Raw genomic sequence first — 19,936 nt, 5'->3', positions numbered from 1 at the left:
GCACGCCGACGACCCGGCACCACGGCCACCGGGCGGCCCCGTCCTGCCCGGCGTCCCGGCCCGGGAGGCCCTGGCCACGGAGTACCGCTCCCCGCGGCCCCCCCCCCCCCCCCCCCCCCCCCCCCCCGGGGGGCCCCCCCGGCCCCCCCCCCCCCGCCCCCCCCGCGCCTGCGTGTGCCCGGGCGCCGCGAACGACGCGATCCAAGGAGAGAGCCGCACCCATGAGCAGCCGATCCCCGCAGGACGAGGACCAGCTCGACCCGAGCCTGAACGCGATCATGAACGAGCGGCGGCGGCTGATCAACCTCGCCTACCGGCTGCTGGGTTCGCTGGCCGACGCCGAGGACGTCGTGCAGGAGACCTACGTGCGCTGGTACGCCATGAGCCCCGCGCGCCAGCAGGCCATCGTCTCGCCCGGCGCCTGGCTCACCAAGGCCGCCAGCCGCATCTGCCTGGACCTGCTCGGCTCGGCCCGCATGCGCCGCGAGAGCTACGTGGGCGAATGGATCCCCGAACCCGTGCCCGACCGCACCGAATGGGCCGCCGTCCGCCCGGCGGGCACCGTGGGCGATCCCGCCGACCGCATCACCCTGGACGAGTCGGTCAACATGGCCTTCCTGGTCGTCCTGGAATCCCTCACCCCGGCCGAACGCGTCGCGTTCATCCTGCACGACGTCTTCCGCTACCCCTTCAACGACATCGCCGACATCGTCGGCCGCACCCCCGGCTCCTGCCGCCAGCTGGCCACCTCCGCGCGCCGCCGCATCCGCGACACCCACGTGCCCAGCCGGCCCAGCCGCCAACAGGCCGACATCGTGCGCAACTTCAAGCAGGCCTGGGAGGCCAAGGACATCGCCGCCCTGATCGGCTTCCTGGACCCCAGCGCCGTCTCGGTCGCCGACACCGGCGGCCTGGTCGAGGCCGGCGCCCGCTCCATCGAGGGCCCCGAGCCCATCGCCCACGGCCTGGTCGCCATCCTGGGCAGAATGCCCGACCTGACCATCCTGGAACGGATGGTCAACGGCCGCCCCGGACTGGTGATCGAGCAAAAGGGCGTCATCGTCACCGTCCTGGCCATCGAGGCGACCGACGACCGCATCACCCACATGTGGGTCATGCGCAACCCCGACAAACTGCGGGAATGGCGAAGAGAAGAACAGGACTGAATGGTGTGCCCCGCACTCGACCGGCACTCCAGCCGTCCTGCCCATAATCAGGTTTTGTCCATGAATTCGACAATCCGCGGAGGATGAATGTCTGAGAACGGCGAGTTTGCAGATCTTTACTCAGCCATTGAGGAATCGGCCCGGGTGCACGAGGTTCCCTACGCGCACGACAAGGTGCGATCCGTCCTGACCGCATACCAGGACACCATCACCCCGGCGACCCCGATCGCTTTCCGCATGGGCACCGGCGCCCGCTATTCCAGCGACGTCGACTGGCGCTTCCCGATCCCCGTCACCGACGGCCCCGACCCCTACACCCTCGCGCTGCAGCACGGCCTGCTCGAGCGCACCGACCACCCCGTCTCCTCCCTGTACGGGGAGGTTTTGGACCGGTGCAAGGTCCACTGCTACGGCATCGACTTCGGGGCCGCCAGCGGCCTCAACAAGCTGTACGTGGCCTTCCCGCCGGACAACATGGAGCCGCTGTCCAAGCTCCTGGACCTGCCCTCCATGCCGCCCAGCGTGGCCGCGAACCACGAGTTCTTCGCGCGCCACGACATGGACCGCGCCCAGATGCCCATGTTCGCGATCGACTACCGCGACCGCACGGTGAACGTGTACTTCAACGGGCTCTCCGCCAAGGCCCTGCAGCCCGACAGCATCCGCTCCATCTTCCGCGACCTGGAACTGCCCGAACCCAGCGAGCGCGTCCTCAAGCTGAGCGAGCAGGCCATCGGCGCCTACGCCACCCTCAGCTGGGACTCCTCCAAGATCGAACGGTTCGCCTTCACCATCCCCGGCACCAACCCCGCCGACCTGCCGGTGGAGATGGAACCCGAGATCGCCAAGTTCCTCGCCTCCATCGGCGACCAGGCCATCGGCGACCGCTTCGTCTACTACGTCGCGATGTCCTCCACCGGCGAGGAGATCTACAAGTTCCAGGTGTACTACCAGTTCAAGCCCTGGCTGGACACCATGATGAGCCCCGGCTCCGACGAGCAGCCCAGCAGCTGATCCCTCCCTGCGGGCCCACCTCACAAAGCCGGCCGCTGCGTCGTCTTAGTGAGTGAGGCCTGAGAGTTCGATACATGGAACAAGGAGAAGATCATGGCAACACAGAGCGCGGCTCCCGCGGCTGGGCCGGGCGCAGGCGCGGCTGCGGATCCAAGGCGGTGGCTCCTCCTGGCCGTCATCTGCTGCGCCTACCTCATGGTCGGTCTCGACCTGGCCGTGATGAACCTGGCGCTGCCCGACGCCCAGCAGGATCTCGGCTTCTCGGACGGCGACCGGCAGTGGATCGTGACCGCCTACGCGCTCCCACTGGGCAGCCTGCTGCTGTTCTGCGGACGGCTGACCGACCTGATCGGCCGCAAGCAGGCCCTGCTCATCGGCCTGGCCGGCTTCGCGGCCGCCTCGGCCATCGGCGGCGCCGCCAACAGCTTCGGCACGCTGGTGACCGCCCGGGCCTTCCAGGGCGCCTTCGCCGCACTGCTCTCGCCGGCCTGCCTGTCGGTGGTGACCACCACCTTCACCGACCCCAAGGAGCGCGGCAAGGCCTTCGGCGCGCTCGGCGGCGTCATGGCCGCCGGCGGCGGCCTGGGACTGATCGTCGGCGGCGCACTGACCGACGGCCTCGACTGGCGCTGGTGCATGTACATCAACCTGCTCTTCGCCGGCGTCGCCTTCTTCGGCATCACCGCGCTCCTCGCCAAGCAGCCCAAGGCCGGCGCCCGGCTGGACATCCCCGGCGTAGTGACCGCATCCGGCGGCATGTTCTGCCTGGTCTACGGCTTCTCCAACGCCGAGGAGAGCTGGAGCCAGCTCTCCTCGTGGGGCTTCCTCGCGCTGGGCGCCGTACTGCTGGTCGTCTTCGCCGCCTGGCAGACACGCGCCGCCAACCCGCTGGTGCCGCCCCGCGTGGTCCTGGACCGCAACCGCGGCGGCGCCTACATCACCATGCTCTTCGTGGGCGCCGGCTTCTTCAGCCTGCTGCTGTTCCTCGTCTACTACATGCAGACCATCCTGGGATACTCGGCGATCAAGGCGGGCTGCGCCATGCTGCCCACCGTCGTGTGCACCATCCTGGTCACCGGCATCGGCGGCTCCAAGGTGGTGCCCAAGGTCGGCCCGCGCCCCATGGTCCCGGCCGGCCTGCTGGTCAGCGGGCTCGGCCTGGGCTGGCTGTGGTTCATCGAGATGGACTCCACCTACCTCTCCGCCCTGCTCGGCCCGCTCGTCGTGATCGGCATCGGCATGGGCCTGATCTACTCCGCGGTCGCCAACACCGGCACCTCCGGAGTGCAGCCCAAGGACGCCGGCGTCGCCTCGGCGTGCGTGAACACCGGACAGCAGCTCGGCGGCGCCATCGGCACCGCGCTGTTCAACACCATCGCCGCCAACAAGGCCGCCGACTGGCTGGCCGACCACGTCCAGGCCGGCGGGCCCACCCCCGGCCAGGCCCAGCAGGCCGCGCTCGAGGGCTACTCCACGGTCTTCGCCTGGGCCGGCTGCTCCCTGGCCTTCGCCGCCGTGGTGGCCGCGCTGCTGCTGCGCAGCGGCCCGCTGCCCACCTCGGACACCGACGCCAAGGCGCCGGCCGAGCCCGTCGTGGCCGACCGCGTCTGACCCGGAAAACCCCCGAAAAGGACGGCCCCGTATATTTACGGGGCCGTCCTTTTCTGCTTTCAGGACAGCACCCGGAACACCGCGCGGCGGTCTCTATCGGGATTCCAGCTCCGGTCGAGGCGATGCTGCTGATAATTTGCCATGAGTAATCACAAGGAAATCATCAGGCAATACCTCGACGGCGTGCACCGCGCCGATGCGGAAGCGGTCCTTCCGCTGGTGACCGACGACGTCCTGATGGAAAAGAAGGGCCAGCCCGCCCTGCGCGGCAAGGACGTTCTGCGCGCCGTCATCGAGAACAAGGACGGCGCCGCGCAAAAGGCCGTCGGCCAGGACATCGGCGAACAGCCGCGCCCGCTGCACAAGGTCGAGCGCATGGTCGAGGAGGGAGACACCGTGGCCGTGAGCGGCACGGTCGTCGTTCCCCTCCCGCAGGGGCAGCTGGAGATCCTCTTCTCCGACTTCATCACCTTCCGCGGCGACCTGATCAGCAGCCTGGAGAGCTACATGGTCCCCCCGGCCGCCCCGCCCGGCGCCCCGGGCGCACCGGGTGCGCCGCAGGGCTGATCCGGCCCCCGGCGGTTCGCGGCACAGCAGCTCACGCGGCAGCGGGGCGGCCCCCTTTTTTGAGGCCGCCCCGCTGCCGTCTGCCGTCTGCGCCGCCCGCCGGCGCCGCGGCGGCGGACCCTCCCGTGCTCAGGGCCGGGGAGCGGCCCGCCACGGCTGCAGCTTGTCGGGGTTGCGCACGGCCCAGATGCGCACCACCCGCTCACGGGCGACCTCGAAGGCCACGACCGTCACGGTCACCCCGTCCTGCTGGACCACCAGCCCGGGCTGGCCGTTGACCATCCGCTCCAGGATGGTCAGCTCCGGCAGCCGGCGCACCAGGGCGACCAGGCCGCGCGCGATCTGCGCGGGCCCGCGCACCGCGTGCGAGCCGGCCTCGACCAGGCCGCCGCTGTCGGCGACCGACTCCGCGCCGGGATCCAGCAGGCCGATGAGGGCACCGATGTCCTTGGCCTCCCAGGCCTGCTTGAAACTGCGGATGACGGCGGCCTGCCGCTCGCCCGAGCGGGCCGGCGCCCGCGAGCCGCGGATGCGGCGCCGCGCGGAGGTGGCCAGCTGACGGCAGGCCCCCGGGGTGCGCCCGACGATGTCGGCGATGTCGGTGAAGGGGTAGCGGAAGACGTCGTGCAGGATGAACGCGACCCGCTCGGCCGGGGTGAGGGATTCCAGGACGACCAGGAAGGCCATGTTCACCGACTCGTCCAGGGTGACCCGTTCGGCCGGGTCCGCGGTGCCCTGCGAGCACCCGTCGCTCCACTCCATGCGGTCGGGCAGCGGCTCCGGAATCCACTCGCCCACATAGTTCTCCCGCCGCGCCCGGGCCGAGCCCAGCAGGTCCAGGCAGATCCGGCTGGTGACCTTCGTCAGCCAGCCGCCGGGGGAGGCGATCGCCCGCTGCTGCGCGGGCGTCATCGCATACCAGCGCACATAGGTCTCCTGCACGACGTCCTCCGCGTCGGCCAGCGAACCCAGCAGCCGGTAGGCGAGATTGATCAGCTGACGCCGCTCGCTCATGATCGCGTTCAGGTTCGGATCGGGCCGGTCGTCTCCCTGCCGGGAACGGGCGCTCATGGGTCGAGGTCTCCTCCGGTCGCGTCTGCCGTCACTGGGTATGACGAGACAGCGCGCCCGGCTGTGAGGCACCCGCGCCCCGCCCGCACCCCCGGCGAGGTGACCCACGTCACTTCCGGGGGTTCTTGGCGTGAAGGTGTCATCCGTGTCACTGTTTCCGCACGTCTTTCCTGCCCAAAACCGTTGACGCGGCGGCGAGTTGCCCGCCCCCACCCGTCCGGTTCCGGCCCCTGCGGCGCCCCCTCCCCAACCGCCCGGCTGCTGCCCGGCAGAACGCGGCGCCCCCTCTTTTTTCGCATCCCGCCACTGCTCCCGGCGCTGTGGGCGGCGGTGGGCCCGCGCGCCCCGAAGGCCGAGCAGTTCTCGAAGCATGCCCCAAAAAGGAGACATTCCCTATGAAGGGCTCTATAGCCTACAGATCCATTCTCAAGCGCGGTCTGCACATCGGTCTGCTGCCGGAGATGGCGGCGGCTGTCAATCCGTCGACGCCGATCACGCTGGACCATGACCTGGATGTGCTGCCCGGGGCGGGGCGGCACCTGACGGTTGCTCAGTACGCCGGGCACGTGGAGGACTTGGCGGCCCGGCTGTGGGCGGCGGGGGTGCGGCCCGGTGAGCATGTGGTGCTCTACAAGCGGGCGAACGCCGATCACTGGATGCTGGCCGCCGCGGTCTCGCGGATCGGGGCGGTGGTGGTGAATCTGTCGCCGGCGCTGGATGCGGCGACGGTGGCGGTGCTGCTGGAGCGGCTGGGCCGGCCCAGTCTGCTGACCGATGCGGGCAAGCTGGACGTGCTGGCCGAGGTGGCGCTCGCCGAGCTGACCGCGCGGGTGATGGTGGTGGCGGGCCAGCGGCCCGGGGCGATCTCGCTGGCGGACCTGGCCGGCTCGCCGCGGGTGCGGCCGGTCCTGCGGCCGCTGGACGAGGCCGCGGTGATCACCCACACCTCCGGGACCACGGGGATTCCCAAGCTGGTGGTGCACACGCCGCGCACCCAGGGAATGCGCCTGATCCCGCAGTGGCGGCTGCTGTCGCTGATGCGGAAGAAGGAGACGGTGGCCATCCATGTGCCGTTCGTGCACTCGCGGATGGTGGCGGCGATGTCACTGGCGCTGCTCAAGGAGTTCCCCGTCCTGCTGATGCGGGAGGCGGACCCGGCCGCGGTGGCCGAGCAGCTGCTCGAACACCGGCCCGCCCTCATCGAAGCCCTGCCCAACTCGCTGATGGAGTGGGAGCACCTGGCCGACGACCCGCGGGCTCCCTTCGGGTCGGTGAAGGTCTTCAGCAGCACCTTCGATGCGATCCACCCCGGCACGATGAGCCGCCTGCTCAAGGCGTCCGACCGGCGCGGGGCACTGTTCTTCCAGATCTACGGACAGAGCGAGGTGGGCCCGGCGGTGGGCCGCGCCTACTTCCGCCACTCCGCGCACAAGGCCAACGGGCGCTGTGTGGGCTGGCCGATGCCGCTGGGCGCCGCCCGCATCCGGGTGGTCAGCCGCAACGGGCAGCCGCCGTCCCAGGAGAGCCCCGGTTTCATCGAGGTGGCCTGGGACGGCCTGGCACCGGCCTACTTCGCCGAACAGGACCGCTACGACACCAACCGCAACGGCGACTGGTGGCGTACCGGCGACGTCGGCTACCGCACCCGCTTCGGCTGCCTGCACATGCTCGACCGGGAGGTCGACATGATCGCCGGAGTGCGCAGCTCCCTGGAGATCGAGGACGTGGTCCTTGGCCGGCTGCCCGAGCTGACCGAGCTGGTGGTGGTGGCCGGCCCCGACGCCGAGCCGGTGCCGGTCATCTGCACCGTCGACGACAAGCCGCTGGACCAGACCCGCTGGCGGGCGGCCGTGGCCGCCTTCCCGCAGCTGGCCGACCCGGTGCAGATCCCGCAGGCCGAACTGCCGCGCACCGCCACCTTGAAAGTCCAGCGCCTGGCCCTGGCCGACCGGTTCGCGAAGAAGCCCGCCGACCGGACATGACCCCGAGCCGGCCCACCGCCCCCGCGATGCAGACAACCGACCCGAAAAGGATCCCCGTAATGACGTCAGACGCCACGCTCGCCCGCTTCCGCGAATACATGGTGGGGCCCTCGCGGTTCATGACCCTGCTCTCCGTCTTCGAGCTCGGGATCATCGACAAGCTCCGCGAGCGGCCGGGCCTGAGCGCCACCGAGCTCGGCGAGGCCGTCGGCGCCAAGCCCGACGCCGTGGAACAGCTGCTGTTCCTGATGGTCAAGGAAGGCTTCGTCGCCTACGACGAGGACTCCGCCGGCTACTGCCTGGACGCGCTCGCCGAGGTCGCCGAGAGCGACCTGCAGCGCGCCCTGCGCTACATGAACCTGATCAAGGTCACCGCGCTGCGGCAGCTCTTCTACCTCACCCAGAGCGTGCAGAGCCGCACCATCGTGGGCCTGAAGGAGCTCTACGGCGCCGAGGGTACCCTCTACGACGCGGTCGCCGACCACCAGGACCTCAACGACGCCTGGCTGAAGCTGATGAACACCGTCACCGCCAACATCGACCCCTGGTTCTTCGCCAACGTCGAGGTGCCCGACGGCGCCCGGGTCCTTGACCTGGCCGGCAACACCGGCCTGGGCGCGATCCACACCTTCAAGCACAAGGAGTCCCCCGGCCTGCGGGTGACCACCTTCGACCTGCCCGACAAGGAGCAGGAGGCGCTGGCCAACTTCCGCAGCCACGGCCTCGAGGAGCACCTGTCGTTCATCGGCGGCAACGTCTTCGACGAGATCCCCAAGGGCTTCGACACCGTACTGATCAAGCACTTCCTCGACATGTTCGACAAGGACGACGTCCTCAAGATCCTGACCGGTGTCCACACCTCGCTGGAGGCCGGCGGCACCGTCCACATCCTGGTGCCGGTGTACCCCGAGAACATCAAGGACACCGACAACTACAACGTCGACTTCTTCCCGGCCTTCTTCATCGGCGCGGCCATGGGCCAGGGCGGCCCGCAGAAGCTGTCGGTGTATCAGAGCTGGCTGGAAGAGGCCGGGTTCAAAGTCACCAAGGCCATCACCAAGGACCCCGCGGAGATCCCGCGCGACGTCATTCCCGTGCAGGCCATCCTGTCCGCGACGAAGATCGCATGACCGGCTGAACCGGCCGGCCGCGACCAGCACGCCGGAGACCCCCCAAGGGGCCTCCGGCGCCCGCGCCGGTTCAGCTCGCCCAGGGCCGCAGCTTCTCGGGGTTGCGCACCGCCCAGATCCGCTGGACGCGGTCCTCGGCGATGTCGAAGGCCAGCACCGACAAGACCGTGCCCTCGTGCTGGATGACCAGCCCCGGCTGGCCGTTGACACTGCGCTCCAAAATCGTCGCGCCCGGCGCCCGCGCGGAGATGAGGAGCAGGGACTGCGCGACCTGCTCGCTGCCCTCGACGGGCTCAAGGCGGGTGTGGACCAGGCCGCCGCCGTCGGAGACGACGGTGACATCGGGATCGAGCAGGCCGATGAGGGCCTTGATGTCCTGGCTCTCCCAGGCCTGCTTGAAGTCGCCCACCACCCCGGCCCGCCGGCCCGCATCCGGCGCACCGGATTGGTGCGCGCCCACCCGGCGCCGCGCGGAGGCGGCCAGCTGACGGCAGGCCGCCGGGGTGCGCCCGACGATCTCGGCGATGTCGTTGAAGGGATAGCGGAAGACGTCGTGCAGGATGAACGCGACCCGCTCGGCCGGCGTCATCGCCTCCAGCACCACCAAGAAGGCCATCCCCACCGACTCGTCCAGGGTGACCCGGTCGGCCGGGTCCGCGGTGCCCTCCGAGCGCCCGCCGCCCCACTCCGCACGATCGGGCAGCGGCTCCGGCAGCCACTCGCCCACATACTTCTCCCGCCGCGCCCGGGCCGAGCCCAGCAGGTCCAGACAGATCCGGCTGGCGACCTTCGTCAGCCAGCCGCCGGGCGAGACGATCGCCGACTGCTGCTGCGCGGACATGGCATACCAGCGCACATACGTCTCCTGCACCACGTCCTCGGCATCGGCCAGCGACCCCAGGAAGCGGTAGGCGAGATTGATGAGCCGGGGCCGCTCCCGCAAAACCGCGGCCGGCCCCGCACCGAAGAGGGCGCCCCCCGCATCAGGCTGCATGCTCATGGTGTCGCCAACTCCCTTGTCTCCAGCGGCCGCCCCGCACCTCGCCTCACATTACAAGGGCCTGCGTCGTCGTACCGGTGGGGATCAAGCCCGCCTCGACCGCGGCCAGTTGGCCCCACGAGGCACCGCATTCAGCAAAGGGATCAGCTGTGACATCTGTGAACGTCGCGATCATTTACTACAGTTCGATGGGTAATGTGCATGCGCTGGCGCATGCGGCGGGGGAGGGTGCGGAGAAGGCGGGGGCCCAGGTGCGGGTGCGCCGGGTGGCCGAGACGGCGCCGGCGGCGGCGGTGGCCGCCAACGCGGCCTGGCAGCGCTACCGCAGCGAGCACGCGGAGGTTGCCGAGCCGGTGCACGAGGATCTGGTGTGGGCGGATGCGGTGCTGTTCGGCACGCCGACCCGGTTCGGCAATCCTGCCAGTCAGTTGCGGGCGTTCATCGAGACGACGGGTCCGCTGTGGGCGCAGGGGCAGCTGGCGGGCAAGGTGTATTCGGCGTTCACCTCCAGCAACACCGCGCACGGCGGTCAGGAGTCGACGATCCTGGCGCTGGCCAACACCTTCTACCACTGGGGCGGCATCATCGTGCCGCCCGGCTACACCGATCCGGTGCAGTTCCAGACGGGCAATCCGTATGGCACCTCGCACGTGGTGGGCCCCCCTGGCCATCAGGTGGCGCCCAGTGAGGTGACCTTGCAGGCGGCGGCCTATCAAGCGCGGCGGGTGGTGGAGGTGGCCACCGCCCTCAAGACCGGCCGCGCGGCCGCCTGAACACACCCCCACCACCCCGTTGACCCGGCCCGTCCGGCCGCACAGACGATCCCTCCGGGGACTCCCTCGTGATATTTCCCCTCGCGTCGAGCGAGTCCCCCGGAGGGATTGCCGGACACAGCGCCCGGCTACAGCAGCCGCCCGGCCGGATAACGCTGGAACCAGGAACTGCCACAGCGGCCGCTGGAGGGCCCGGGCCGGGCGAATCGTCGCGCGGGGCGAGCCGGCTGCTGCACACTTCGGATGACCCGCAGGCACCGTGTCTCCGTCCCCGGTGCCACCGCCGTATCGCCGATCGCCGTATCGCTCAGGGAGTTCCATGACCGAGCCCGCCCCCGCCGGCCCGCTCTTCGTCGGCCCTGCGCACACCACCGTCCCCGTCCAGAAGCCGGGGCGGATCAGCGTCCTGTGGACGCTGGGCGGCGCCGGGCGCGACCTGGACGCCGTCCTCGTACGGCTGGGCCCCGGCGCGGACCTCGGCGAGCCCACCGAGAGCGAGTACGGGATCCTGCTCACCGCGCTGGCCGGCAGCGGCGAACTGCGCACGCCCGACGCGGTGTGGGAGCTCACGCCCGGAGCCCTGGCCTGGCTGCCCGCCCGCACCCGGCACTCCCTGCGCGCCGGCGAACAGGGACTGACCTGCGCCACCACCCACCGCCGCCCGGGCCCCGCCGCGTCCCCCGGCGCCGGCGAGCCCGTCTGCCTGCTCGACCGGCTCTGCCCCCGGTGCGCCCATCCGGCAGCCGACCGCGACGCCGCCTACTGCGCCCGCTGCGGTACGCCGCTGACCGGGCCCGGGTGACCGGGACCCGGCCGGGACGAGGGCGGCCGGTTCGTTGGCCGCCCGGCGAACCGGCGGTGCCCCGGGGGCGGTCACCGGGACGGGCCCCCGGGAAAGGTCACCGGCTTTCCAGGCGCAGGCTCACGTCCTTTTCCTGGTCGCCGGAGGCGGAGCCTTCCTCGGTGACGGTGAAGGCCGCCGAGAGCACCGTGACGATCTGGTCGACCGCGACATAGCCGCCCTGCACCGCGGCGCTCACCGGGCCGCTCAGCGACGGCGTGCCGCCCGGCTCGCCGCCCGCCGGACGGGCGGTGTCGAAGACGCCGCTCCACACCGTCGGGCCCGGTGCCCCGGCGGAGGCGGGGCTGCCGTCCCGGTCCGAGGCGTAGACCGCCTCCAGGACACCGAAGACGCTGCCGGCGTCGTCCGCCGCACCGCTCAGTTCCACCGTGACCCGCGCCGGGTGTTCATCCGCATCGCTCACCGTCGTAACCCTTTCCTCGCGTTCGTGCTGCTGTGCCCTGTCCCGTCACCCGGAGGGCTCCTCCGGGCCCGGCTGCGGCTGGTCCGAAGAGGCCTCCGCCGCCGTGGAGTTGCCGCGCCGGCCGGTGCCGGCCTCGTCCGTGTCGGGCACGTCCTCACCCGCCCCGCCGCCCTCGCCGCGCTCCTGTTCCTGCTCCTGGCCGCGGCCCTTGTCGTCCTCCAGGTCCCAGGGGTCCTGTCCGCCGTCGGCCTGCTGGTCGGGCGGGTCCCTGGGCACCGGCGTGCTGCCGTCCGCGCCGGGGGAGGCCGGTACCTGTCCACTCACGATGTGTCTCCTCTCCACCGCTCGGCTCCGGCGGGCGACCCGGCCCCTTTGCCGCCGGGTCCGTTCCGGAGCTGGGGTGCAGGTACCCGCGCAGGGCGGGACAACTCGTACTGATCACCGTGGACCAACCGCGCCGGATCGGCGACACGGCGACACGGGCGGGCGGGCCCGCGCGCCGGGCAGGCACGGCACGGCGGTGTGAGACTGCTGCTGTCGCGCAGCCCCGCTGTGGAAGGAGAAGACGTGCCGACCTCGGAGCCGCCCAGTGGACTCGAGGAGTTCCTCGCGGACCCGGACAACGCCGTACTGGACCTGGGCGCCGCGGTCGCCCGGTGCGCGACGGCCCTGGGAGTGCCCCAGGCCGTGGTCTACCTCGCCGACCTCCAGCAGCGCCGGCTGATGCCGCTGAGCGACGACGCACCGGCCCACGACGTGGACGACTCGCTGGCCGGCTGGGCCTACCGCACGCTGTCCCTGCGCGTGGAGGAGTCCCCGACCGGCGGCATGACCGCCTGGCTGCCCCTTTTGGACGGCGCCGAACGGCTGGGCGTGGTCGCCGTCCACGCACCCTCCCTGGACCCCGCCCTGATGCGGCGCAGCCGAGCGCTGGCCGCCCTCCTGGCGATGATGATCACCTCCAAGCGCGCCTACAAGGACACCCTCGTGCGGCGCACCCGCTCCGAACCCATGCGCCTGCCCGCGGAGATGCTCCGCGCCTTCCTGCCGCCGCGCACCATCGGCAACACCCACGTCGTCTCGACGGCCGTGCTGGAACCCGCCTACGAGATCGGCGGCGACGCCTTCGACCACAGCCTCACCCGAACGGCCCTGCACGCCACGATCCTGGACGCCATGGGCCACAACCTGCTCTCCGGCCTGACCACCGCGGTCGCCCTGGCCGCCTGCCGCAACGGCCGGCGCACCGGAGCGGAGCTGCCCGAACTCCTGGAGAACGTGGACGCGGCCCTGGGCCAGTGGCTGCCCGACCAGTTCTGCACGGGAGTCCTCGCCCGCCTCGACCTGGCCAGCGGAGTACTGCGCTGGAGCAACTGCGGGCACCCGCCGCCCCTGCTCATCCGCGACCACCAGCTCGTCGAGAAGGCCCTGGAACGCGAACCCGATCCGCCGCTGGGCTTCGCCGTGCCCTTTCGCAGCGCCGAGCGCCAAGTGCACGAGACCAGACTGGAACCCGGCGACCGCGTGCTGCTCTACACCGACGGCGTGACCGAGGCGCGGCTGGCCGACGGCACCGAGTTCGGGCTCGAACGGTTCGCCGACTCCATCATCCGCGCCTCCGCCGCCGGCGAAGTGGCGGCGGAGGCGCTGCGCCGGCTCATCCACTCGATCCTGGACGCGCAGCCCCGCCGGCTCCGGGACGACGCCACCATCCTCATGTTCGAGTGGCAGCCGCCCGGCCGGTGACCTCAGGCGCCCTTGCCGCCCTTGCCTCCCTTGCCGTCCCGGTGGATGTCTTCCTGGGCGGTGGGGCTCGGCGTGAGGGTGTCGCCGGCCTCGCCGTCCTTGGCGTGCTCGCGCCGCTCGTCGGGCACGGGACGCGTCTCGGCGTCCTCCACCTCCTCCAGGACCTCTTCGGCCGCGGTCTGCGCGGGCTGGTCGGCCGGGCTCTGCTCGCGGTGGCTGTGCTGCATGAGTGATGTCCCTTCAATGTCCCGTTTCCGGGCCCGGTTTCCGAGTCCGGTTTCCGTGTCCGGTTCCTTCTCCGGCCGGTTGCCGGCCGGCTCCTGTGTCTGTGCCCTGGCTCCTGTGTCCTTCACTTCCCCCGCGGGGCGTCCTCGCGCTCCTCCTGGTCCTCCTCGCCGGATCCGTCGGAGGGGCGGCCGTCCGCCACCACCGCCAGGTCGCCCAGCAGCCGCTGGGTGTCCGCGGCCAGCGCGCCGAGCGCCGGGGTGACCTGGTGGCGGCCGTCCGTCAGCAGCCGCACCAGACGCCCGTGCGCGTCCTGCGCCGTCCGCAGGGCGGCGTGCCGCTCCGCCGAACGGTCCACGCCGCGGGGCGGGGCGGAGCGCGAACGCGCGGACTCGCGCATGTCCTGGGCCCGCGCCTCGGCGTCGGCGTAGTCGTCCAGCGCGCAGATGTCACCGGCCGCGCGCAGCAGCTCCGTCACGATCTCCCGCGCCTCTTCGGGCACATCGGTCAGCGCCGGCCGGTCCTGGCTGGTCTCGGCCAGCGTCCGCAGCATCACCCGGACCTGGTCGCTGACCCGGTCCCAGGCGAAGTCCCAGTCCGAGGAGGGCAGCAGCGGCTCCGAACGGCGCAGTTTGCGCCCCGGGTTGAGGCGGTAGCTCTCGTGCGACCAGCGCCGCGCCGTGCGCAGGTCCGTCACCAGGTCGGTCAGCCGCTGCGCCCGGTCGTGCCACGTCGCGGCCTGCTCCTCCTCCTGATGGCGCTCCACCCCGTCGGCGACCGCGTACAGCAGCTCGGCGCTCTCCTGGGCCAGCCGCACCCGCAGATGCCGCACGTCCCGCCCGTGGACCGGCGGCAGCACCACGGCGTTCACCACGATCCCGATGACGGCGCCGAGCACCGTCTCGAAGAGCCGGTGCAGGATGTCGACGCCCGTGTACGTGCCGTAGGCCAGCACGAACAGGGCGGCGGTGGGGGCGTAGACGCCCTGGGTGCCGAACCGGGCGTAGCCGCTCAGCAGCACCGTCACCGGCAGCACGATCGCCATCGCGGCCAGCGAGTTGTTGCCCGTCACCATCGCACCGCCCGCCGCCAGCAGGGTGCCGGTGACCACCACCGCCAGCTGCTGCAGCGCCGAGCGCACCGAGCGGTAGACGGTGCTCTGCACGATGAACAGCGCCGTCCACGGCGCCAGCATCGCCATCGGGGCGCTCCACCACCAGCCGGCCAGCGCCCAGGCCAGCACGCCGGCCCCGGCCGCCTTGAGCGACTGCACGGTCGTGTCCCGCTCGGGGCCCGGCGCCGTCACCGCCCGGCGGGCCGCATTCCAGATGGCCTGTACGTCCCACGCCACCGCGCGCCAGATCTCGCTCACCTTCCTCATGCTCACCACGACCGGCCCGCCAGGGGGGCGGGCCGGGGACGGACGCTCGAAAAGCCCGGCCTCAGGGCAGGGGCGTGCCGCCGGTGGCGTTCATGACCTCGGCGGTGATGAAACTCGCGTGCTCCGAGGCGAGGAAGACATAGGCCGGCGCCATCTCCGCGGGCTGCGCGGGCCGGCCCATCGGCGCCTGCTTGCCGAACTCGGCGGTGTCCGGCAGCGTCGCGGGGATCAGCGGCGTCCACACCGGCCCCGGCGCCACCGCGTTGACGCGGATCCCGTCCTCGGCCAGCATCTGCGCCAGCCCCTGGGTGAAGGTGACGATGGCGCCCTTGGTCATGGCGTAGTCCAGCAGGTGCGGACTGGGCTTGTAGGCCTGCACCGACGTGGTGTTGATGATCGAGCCGCCGCGCGGCATGTGCGGCACCGCCATCTTGCACAGCCAGAACATGCCGTACAGGTTGGTGCGCACGACCCGGTCGAACTGCTCCGTGGAGATGTCACCGATGCCCTTGGGCTGGGACATCTGATAGGCGGCGTTGTTGACCAGCAGATCGATCCGCCCGAACTCGGCCACCGCCCGCTCCACCAGCGCGCGGCACTGCTCCTCCTCGCGGATGTCGCACTCCACCGGGATCGCCCGGCGCCCGGCCTCCTCCACCCAGCGGGCGGTCTCGCGGGCCTCCTCGGCCTCGGCGGGCAGGTGGGTGAAGACGACGTCGGCCTGCTCGCGGGCGACCGCGATGGCCACCGCCCGCCCGATACCGGAGTCGCCGCCGGTGATCAGCGCGACCCGGTCGCGCAGCAGCCCGGAGCCGCGGTAGGACTCCTCACCGTGGTCGGGCGGCGGGTCCATGGCGCCGGTCCAGCCCGGCACTTCCTGCTCCTGCTGGGGGAAGTCGGGCTGCGGCCCCTTCGTGGTGGGATCCTGCGGGCCCTGGTGGCCGGGGGAGTCCTTCATCTGCTGCTGCCTTTCTGTGCCGTGCGGCCGGACGGCGGGCCCTGCCGGGTGCCGCGGCGCCTGCTCCTACCTTCCGCAAGTCCCGGGCACCTCACCACCGGAGCGCCTCACCCCCCGGAGGCCCGGCCGCCGGCTGCCCGCTGCGGTCGCGGCCCCGGGTGCCCTCGCCCCTGATCGGCAAAACGCGCGGGACGGCACCTCTTGCGGGACCTCTTACGGGCTGCGGCAGGCGTGGCCCGCACGACAGCGGGGGCGCGGCGGGGCATGTCCTTCCCGATCGGGGAAAGGTGAGGACCATGAAGATCCTCATCGTCCTCGTCGTCCTCGGCATCGCCGCCGTCTGGTACATGAACTCCCGCAAGGGCCGGTGAGCCCCCCGGTGAGGCCGGTGAGCCCCGGGGTGAGGCCGGTGAGCCCCGGGCCGTGGTCGGGGCGGGTCAGCCCGGTCCGTCAGCCCGGTCCGATGCGGAAGCCCACGCCGTGCACCGTGACGATCCACTCGCGCGAGCCGAGCTTGGCGCGCAGGCTGCTGACGTGCGTGTCGACGGTGCGCCGCGACCAGGAACCCGCCCACACCTCCCGCATCAGCTGCTCGCGGGTGATGACCGCCTCCGGCTGCGCGGCCAGCAGATGCAGCAGGTCGAACTCCTTGCGGGTCACGGTGATGCTGCGCCCGCCCAGCCGCACCTCACGCAGCGCCGCGTCGATGCGCAGCGCCCCGATGGACAGGGTCTGGCTCACCGGCCGGGGCCGCACGCGGCGCATCACGGCCTCCATCCGGGCCAGCAGCTCCCGCAGCCCGCAGGGCTTGACCAGGTAGTCGTCGGCGCCGGCCTGCAGGCCGAGCACCACGTCCAGTTCGCCGCCGCGGGCGGTGAGCGCGAGGAGTGCCGTGCGGCCGCGGGCCCGCAGCCGCCGGCACACCTCGAGGCCGTCCACGTCCGGCAGGTCGAGGTCGAGCAGCACCAGGTCCACCTCGCCTCCCTCGTACGCCCGCAGCGCGCCGCACCCGCTGTGCGCCTGCTCGACGTGGTGCCCGTGCCGGCGCAGCGCCTCGGCCAGCGGCCGGGCGTCCTCGGCGCGGGCGTCCACGAGCAGGACGCGCCAGGCCGTGCGGTCCGGGCCCGGCCCCGGGTCCGGGGCGGCGCCGTTCCGCGGCCCCAGCAGCTCGTGCCGCGGCAGCGCGCGGGCTCCGAGCAGGTCGGCTGACGCCTGGCTCACGGATCGCCTCCCGGCAGACGGACTTCAAGGGCGTGTTACGGGACCTCGGCCACCGTAGGGAACGCCGTGCCAGCTCCCGGTCAGCGCACGTACAGAAAATCCCCAAGCGCGTACGCGGAACGTCCGGCCGCGGCCCCGATCCCTTCGCCCGGCCGGCCGTCGGCCCGCCCGCGGGTTGCGCAGAGTTGCCGTACCGGTGCAGCGCACCTGACACAGCCGTGCGGCTGCGCTGTCCTGGGAGCGCCGATGCTGGCAGCAGCACCCGACCCGGGCATCACCGCCCCGGTTCCCCCGGCCGGCGGAACGCGGACGCTCCAACGCGCCCGACCACGACCGCACAAGCCTCCGGTGCCACGTACGGATTCCTCTTGAGGGGCGTGAGCGCGATGAAGGTACGGGTCGTCGAGGACGACGCCGTGGCGGACGAGGACGCCGTGGCGGGTGAGGACGGCGCCGGGGTCGGCCAGGACGGTGCTGCGGTGGGTGCGGTCCGGGGCCGGGGGGCCGGTTCGCGCCGTGGGGGCCGGAAGCGGTCGGCGGGTGCGGCTGCCGGTGGTCACCGATGTGTTGCTCCCCCTTACCCTCCACCTCGACTTCACCTTCCCCCTCACCATGAATCTCGCCCTCACCCTCACCCTTGCCCACACACACGGCCCGGTGATCGCTCGCCCTCGCCCCCGTCCCCGTCCTCGTCGTCGCGGTGCGCGGCCGCCGCACGCGGCGGGCTCCGCGTCCCGCGCCGGGAGGCGGGGGCGATCGCCCCGCCCCTGACGGCGCCGCGCACGCGGCCGGCCGGAGCGGGCCGATGACGGCCGCCGCGTACGACCTCGCGGCGGCCGCCGCCCACCAGTTGCGCGGCCCGCTGGCGACGATCCGGCTGCGTCTGCAGATGTTGCAGGACCAGCGGCCCGACATCGCCGAACTGCCCGCCGTACTGCGGGAGGTGGAGCGCCTGGCCGCCCTGCTCAGCCAGATCCTGGCCTGGGGCGCCGCCCGGCACAGCGACCCCGACCCCGAGCCCGTGGAGGTCCTCGACGTCGCCGCCGCCCGCCTGGAGGCGTGGAGCGTGGTCGCCGACGACCAGGGCGTCGGCCTCGACCTGGGCGGCACCGCCGCCACCGCCCTGCAGGTGCACGGCGCCCTGGAACACACCCTGGACGTCCTGCTCGACAACGCGCTGCAGGCCGGCCCGCCCGGCACCACCGTCACCTGCACCGTGCACGTCAGCGGGCACCGCGTGCACGTCGCCGTCACCGACGAGGGCCCCGGCATGACGGGCGAGGAACTCGCCCGCGCGGGCACCCCCTTCTGGCGCGGCGCGCAGACCGGCGGCCGCAAAGGCACCGGCCTGGGCCTGTCGATCGCCGCGTCCCTGCTCTCCGCCTCCGGCGGCCGGCTCAGCCTGGACCGGGCGGCCTCCGGCGGCCTCAGCGCCACCGCCGTCCTGCCGATGGCCCCCGACTGACTGACTGACTGACTGGCTGGCTGACTGACAGAACAACGGCCGGTGGCCGGCGGTCGGCGGTCGGCGGTCGGCGGCCGGAAATTGCTGCCGCGCAGCTTGTGGCCAGTACGGCAGCTGCCCATACGCCCCAGCACCCCCGGAAACTGGCACCACACTCCGGGGGGAGACCAGATGCTGTTGCTCGAACGCGAGGCGCAATGGGAGCGGCTGCGGCGGGCCTGGCACCGCTGTGCGGCGGGCGGCACGGCGATCGTGCTCGTCGAGGGCGCCGCGGGCTGCGGCACGACGGCCCTGCTGCGCCGCCTGGCCGACCACGCCGCCGAGCGGGGGGCCCTGGTCCTGCACGCCGAGGGGCCCAGGGATGTCACCGGCCCGGGACAGCAGCCGCCTGCGTACGGGGTACTGCGCCGCCTCCTGCACGCCTCGCCGGCACCGGACACCGCTCCCGAAAACTTCGCCACCGCCGTGCGCGCCCTCGCCCGGCACCGGCCGCTGCTGCTGTGCGTGGACGACCTGCAGGACTGCGACGGGCCCTCCCTGGACCACCTGACACATCTGGCCCGCAGCCTGCACCGGGTGCCGGTGCTGCTCGCGCTGGGCCGGGCAGCCGGCGCCGGTACGGCCCAGGCGCCCGCGCCGGACGCCGAGTTCCTGCGCCACGAGGCGTTCGACCGTATCGGCGTGGAGCGCCTGAGCCCGCGCGCCACCGCCGTCCTGGCCGGCCGGCACCACGCCGGCCGCGGTGGCGACAGCGACACGGCGGCGCCGCCGCTCTTGGCCCACCGTCTGTACGGGCTCACCGGCGGCAACCCGCTGCTGTGCAGGGCCCTGCTCCTGGAGCAGCCGGAGCAACCGGTGGCGCCGCAGGCCACCGGCGACGAACCGCGCGGCACCGACGGGGCGCGGGCCGCCGGTGAGCTGCGGGCCGCCCCGGGCGGGCCGTTCCTGCAGGCGGTCACCGCCTGTCTGCGGCGCAGCGGCGCACCGGCCCGCCGGCTCACCGAGGCCCTCGCGGTGCTGGGGCCGCACGCGAACGCCGAACGGGCCGCCGAGGTGACCGCCGGCACCGCGGGCGCGGCCGCCCACGTCCGCGACCTCCTGGACGCCGTGGGCCTCACCGACGGCTGGCGGCTGCGGCACCCGGCCGTCGCGGCCTGGGCCCTGGAGGCGGTGGCGCCCGGGGAGCTGACCGCGCTGGGCGTACGGGCGGCGCGGGTGCTGCACGCGGGCGGGGCCGGGGCGGGCCCCACGGCCCGCCGCCTGCTGCACGCCTACCACCACCCGTACGCCACCCCCACCCCCGCCCCCGCCTCGGTCTCCGCCCCCGCCTCCGCTTCCGCTTCCGCCCCGGCTCCCGCCTC

Annotated in this window: 19 protein-coding genes; 11 read left to right on the top strand and 8 right to left on the bottom strand. The window is 72.6% G+C overall.

The features are described 5' to 3' along the window. Window positions 1–221: 221 nt before the first annotated feature. From sigJ (ACI2L3_RS34660) to ACI2L3_RS34645, 4 genes are all read left to right on the top strand, one after another. Window positions 222–1,166, top strand: a complete 945-nt coding sequence (sigJ, locus tag ACI2L3_RS34660; RefSeq protein ID WP_404756393.1) for an RNA polymerase sigma factor SigJ — start codon at window positions 222–224, stop codon at window positions 1,164–1,166. Between the two features lie 87 nt (window positions 1,167–1,253). Beyond that, window positions 1,254–2,180 carry an aromatic prenyltransferase gene (locus tag ACI2L3_RS34655; RefSeq protein ID WP_404756392.1) on the top strand — a complete coding sequence of 309 codons (927 nt, stop codon included), beginning with the start codon at window positions 1,254–1,256 and terminating at the stop codon, window positions 2,178–2,180. Window positions 2,181–2,273: 93 nt separating this feature from the next. Further along, complete coding sequence (locus tag ACI2L3_RS34650) at window positions 2,274–3,791, top strand: MFS transporter (RefSeq protein WP_404756391.1); 1,518 nt, start codon at window positions 2,274–2,276, stop codon at window positions 3,789–3,791. 141 nt (window positions 3,792–3,932) lie between these two features. Then, on the top strand, window positions 3,933–4,358 hold the full coding sequence (locus tag ACI2L3_RS34645; RefSeq protein WP_404756390.1) for a nuclear transport factor 2 family protein: 426 nt from the start codon (window positions 3,933–3,935) through the stop codon (window positions 4,356–4,358). A gap of 129 nt (window positions 4,359–4,487) precedes the next feature. Here the strand turns inward: ACI2L3_RS34645 and sigJ (ACI2L3_RS34640) are convergent, their stop codons facing one another. Further along, window positions 4,488–5,429: an RNA polymerase sigma factor SigJ gene (gene sigJ / locus ACI2L3_RS34640; protein ID WP_404756389.1), complete on the bottom strand. Its 942-nt coding sequence runs from the start codon at window positions 5,427–5,429 to the stop codon at window positions 4,488–4,490. Between the two features lie 395 nt (window positions 5,430–5,824). Here sigJ (ACI2L3_RS34640) and ACI2L3_RS34635 point away from each other — a divergent pair, with 395 nt between their 5' ends. Together ACI2L3_RS34635 and ACI2L3_RS34630 are read left to right on the top strand one after the other, a co-directional pair. Beyond that, a complete protein-coding gene (locus ACI2L3_RS34635) occupies window positions 5,825–7,411 on the top strand; it encodes a class I adenylate-forming enzyme family protein (protein WP_404756388.1) in 1,587 nt (528 codons plus the stop codon). A 59-nt stretch (window positions 7,412–7,470) separates the two neighbouring features. Next, window positions 7,471–8,541: a methyltransferase gene (locus ACI2L3_RS34630; RefSeq protein WP_404756387.1), complete on the top strand. Its 1,071-nt coding sequence runs from the start codon at window positions 7,471–7,473 to the stop codon at window positions 8,539–8,541. A gap of 70 nt (window positions 8,542–8,611) precedes the next feature. Here ACI2L3_RS34630 and sigJ (ACI2L3_RS34625) read toward each other — a convergent pair whose 3' ends face one another. After that, window positions 8,612–9,541 (bottom strand): RNA polymerase sigma factor SigJ, encoded by a 930-nt coding sequence (gene sigJ / locus ACI2L3_RS34625; RefSeq protein ID WP_404756386.1) that lies wholly within the window; start codon window positions 9,539–9,541, stop codon window positions 8,612–8,614. A 188-nt stretch (window positions 9,542–9,729) separates the two neighbouring features. Here sigJ (ACI2L3_RS34625) and wrbA point away from each other — a divergent pair, with 188 nt between their 5' ends. Beyond that, window positions 9,730–10,314 (top strand): NAD(P)H:quinone oxidoreductase, encoded by a 585-nt coding sequence (gene wrbA / locus ACI2L3_RS34620; RefSeq protein ID WP_404756397.1) that lies wholly within the window; start codon window positions 9,730–9,732, stop codon window positions 10,312–10,314. Window positions 10,315–10,633: 319 nt separating this feature from the next. Then, window positions 10,634–11,116, top strand: a complete 483-nt coding sequence (locus tag ACI2L3_RS34615; RefSeq protein ID WP_404756385.1) for a hypothetical protein — start codon at window positions 10,634–10,636, stop codon at window positions 11,114–11,116. Between the two features lie 97 nt (window positions 11,117–11,213). On the opposite strand, the gene ACI2L3_RS34610 is transcribed toward ACI2L3_RS34615, so the two are convergent. Together ACI2L3_RS34610 and ACI2L3_RS34605 are read right to left on the bottom strand one after the other, a co-directional pair. Next, entirely contained in the window at window positions 11,214–11,579 is a 366-nt protein-coding gene (locus ACI2L3_RS34610) for a hypothetical protein (protein WP_404756384.1), read from the bottom strand. 45 nt (window positions 11,580–11,624) lie between these two features. Continuing rightward, window positions 11,625–11,903: a hypothetical protein gene (locus tag ACI2L3_RS34605; RefSeq protein WP_404756383.1), complete on the bottom strand. Its 279-nt coding sequence runs from the start codon at window positions 11,901–11,903 to the stop codon at window positions 11,625–11,627. A gap of 243 nt (window positions 11,904–12,146) precedes the next feature. On the opposite strand from ACI2L3_RS34605, the gene ACI2L3_RS34600 reads away from it, so the two are divergent. Continuing rightward, a complete protein-coding gene (locus ACI2L3_RS34600) occupies window positions 12,147–13,325 on the top strand; it encodes a PP2C family protein-serine/threonine phosphatase (RefSeq protein WP_404756382.1) in 1,179 nt (392 codons plus the stop codon). A 2-nt stretch (window positions 13,326–13,327) separates the two neighbouring features. Here the strand turns inward: ACI2L3_RS34600 and ACI2L3_RS34595 are convergent, their stop codons facing one another. The 4 genes from ACI2L3_RS34595 to ACI2L3_RS34580 all read right to left on the bottom strand — a co-directional run bounded on the left by ACI2L3_RS34595 (window position 13,328) and on the right by ACI2L3_RS34580 (window position 17,110). Beyond that, the gene (locus ACI2L3_RS34595; RefSeq protein WP_404756381.1) at window positions 13,328–13,552 is read right to left on the bottom strand and encodes a hypothetical protein; all 225 of its coding nucleotides are present in this window, start codon (window positions 13,550–13,552) and stop codon (window positions 13,328–13,330) included. Between the two features lie 122 nt (window positions 13,553–13,674). After that, complete coding sequence (locus ACI2L3_RS34590; protein WP_404756380.1) at window positions 13,675–14,922, bottom strand: aromatic acid exporter family protein; 1,248 nt, start codon at window positions 14,920–14,922, stop codon at window positions 13,675–13,677. Between the two features lie 70 nt (window positions 14,923–14,992). Beyond that, window positions 14,993–15,889, bottom strand: a complete 897-nt coding sequence (locus ACI2L3_RS34585) for an SDR family oxidoreductase (protein WP_404756379.1) — start codon at window positions 15,887–15,889, stop codon at window positions 14,993–14,995. A 450-nt stretch (window positions 15,890–16,339) separates the two neighbouring features. Next, window positions 16,340–17,110 (bottom strand): response regulator transcription factor, encoded by a 771-nt coding sequence (locus ACI2L3_RS34580; protein ID WP_404756378.1) that lies wholly within the window; start codon window positions 17,108–17,110, stop codon window positions 16,340–16,342. Between the two features lie 805 nt (window positions 17,111–17,915). On the opposite strand from ACI2L3_RS34580, the gene ACI2L3_RS34575 reads away from it, so the two are divergent. Both ACI2L3_RS34575 and ACI2L3_RS34570 read left to right on the top strand, forming a co-directional pair. Next, entirely contained in the window at window positions 17,916–18,575 is a 660-nt protein-coding gene (locus tag ACI2L3_RS34575; protein WP_404756377.1) for a sensor histidine kinase, read from the top strand. Between the two features lie 171 nt (window positions 18,576–18,746). Next, the coding region (locus ACI2L3_RS34570; RefSeq protein ID WP_404756376.1) for an AAA family ATPase at window positions 18,747–19,936 on the top strand (1,190 nt) is incomplete at its 3' end.

This window comes from Streptomyces sp. NPDC029674, from assembly GCF_044903205.1.
Taxonomy (GTDB): domain Bacteria; phylum Actinomycetota; class Actinomycetes; order Streptomycetales; family Streptomycetaceae; genus Streptomyces.
This window is presented reverse-complemented; position numbering and strand designations above follow the sequence as displayed.

Excerpts from the sequence above, each read along its gene's own strand:
- ACI2L3_RS34655 (WP_404756392.1), top strand. The coding sequence starts at position 1,254 with ATGTCTGAGAACGGCGAGTTTGCAGATCTTTACTCAGCCATTGAGGAA.
- ACI2L3_RS34650 (WP_404756391.1), top strand. The coding sequence starts at position 2,274 with ATGGCAACACAGAGCGCGGCTCCCGCGGCTGGGCCGGGCGCAGGCGCG.
- ACI2L3_RS34575 (WP_404756377.1), top strand. The coding sequence starts at position 17,916 with ATGACGGCCGCCGCGTACGACCTCGCGGCGGCCGCCGCCCACCAGTTG.
- wrbA (WP_404756397.1), top strand. The coding sequence starts at position 9,730 with ATGGGTAATGTGCATGCGCTGGCGCATGCGGCGGGGGAGGGTGCGGAG.
- ACI2L3_RS34595 (WP_404756381.1), bottom strand. The coding sequence starts at position 13,552 with ATGCAGCACAGCCACCGCGAGCAGAGCCCGGCCGACCAGCCCGCGCAG.
- sigJ (WP_404756386.1), bottom strand. The coding sequence starts at position 9,541 with ATGAGCATGCAGCCTGATGCGGGGGGCGCCCTCTTCGGTGCGGGGCCG.
- ACI2L3_RS34630 (WP_404756387.1), top strand. The coding sequence starts at position 7,471 with ATGACGTCAGACGCCACGCTCGCCCGCTTCCGCGAATACATGGTGGGG.
- ACI2L3_RS34635 (WP_404756388.1), top strand. The coding sequence starts at position 5,825 with ATGAAGGGCTCTATAGCCTACAGATCCATTCTCAAGCGCGGTCTGCAC.
- ACI2L3_RS34645 (WP_404756390.1), top strand. The coding sequence starts at position 3,933 with ATGAGTAATCACAAGGAAATCATCAGGCAATACCTCGACGGCGTGCAC.
- sigJ (WP_404756389.1), bottom strand. The coding sequence starts at position 5,429 with ATGAGCGCCCGTTCCCGGCAGGGAGACGACCGGCCCGATCCGAACCTG.
- sigJ (WP_404756393.1), top strand. The coding sequence starts at position 222 with ATGAGCAGCCGATCCCCGCAGGACGAGGACCAGCTCGACCCGAGCCTG.
- ACI2L3_RS34615 (WP_404756385.1), top strand. The coding sequence starts at position 10,634 with ATGACCGAGCCCGCCCCCGCCGGCCCGCTCTTCGTCGGCCCTGCGCAC.
- ACI2L3_RS34585 (WP_404756379.1), bottom strand. The coding sequence starts at position 15,889 with ATGAAGGACTCCCCCGGCCACCAGGGCCCGCAGGATCCCACCACGAAG.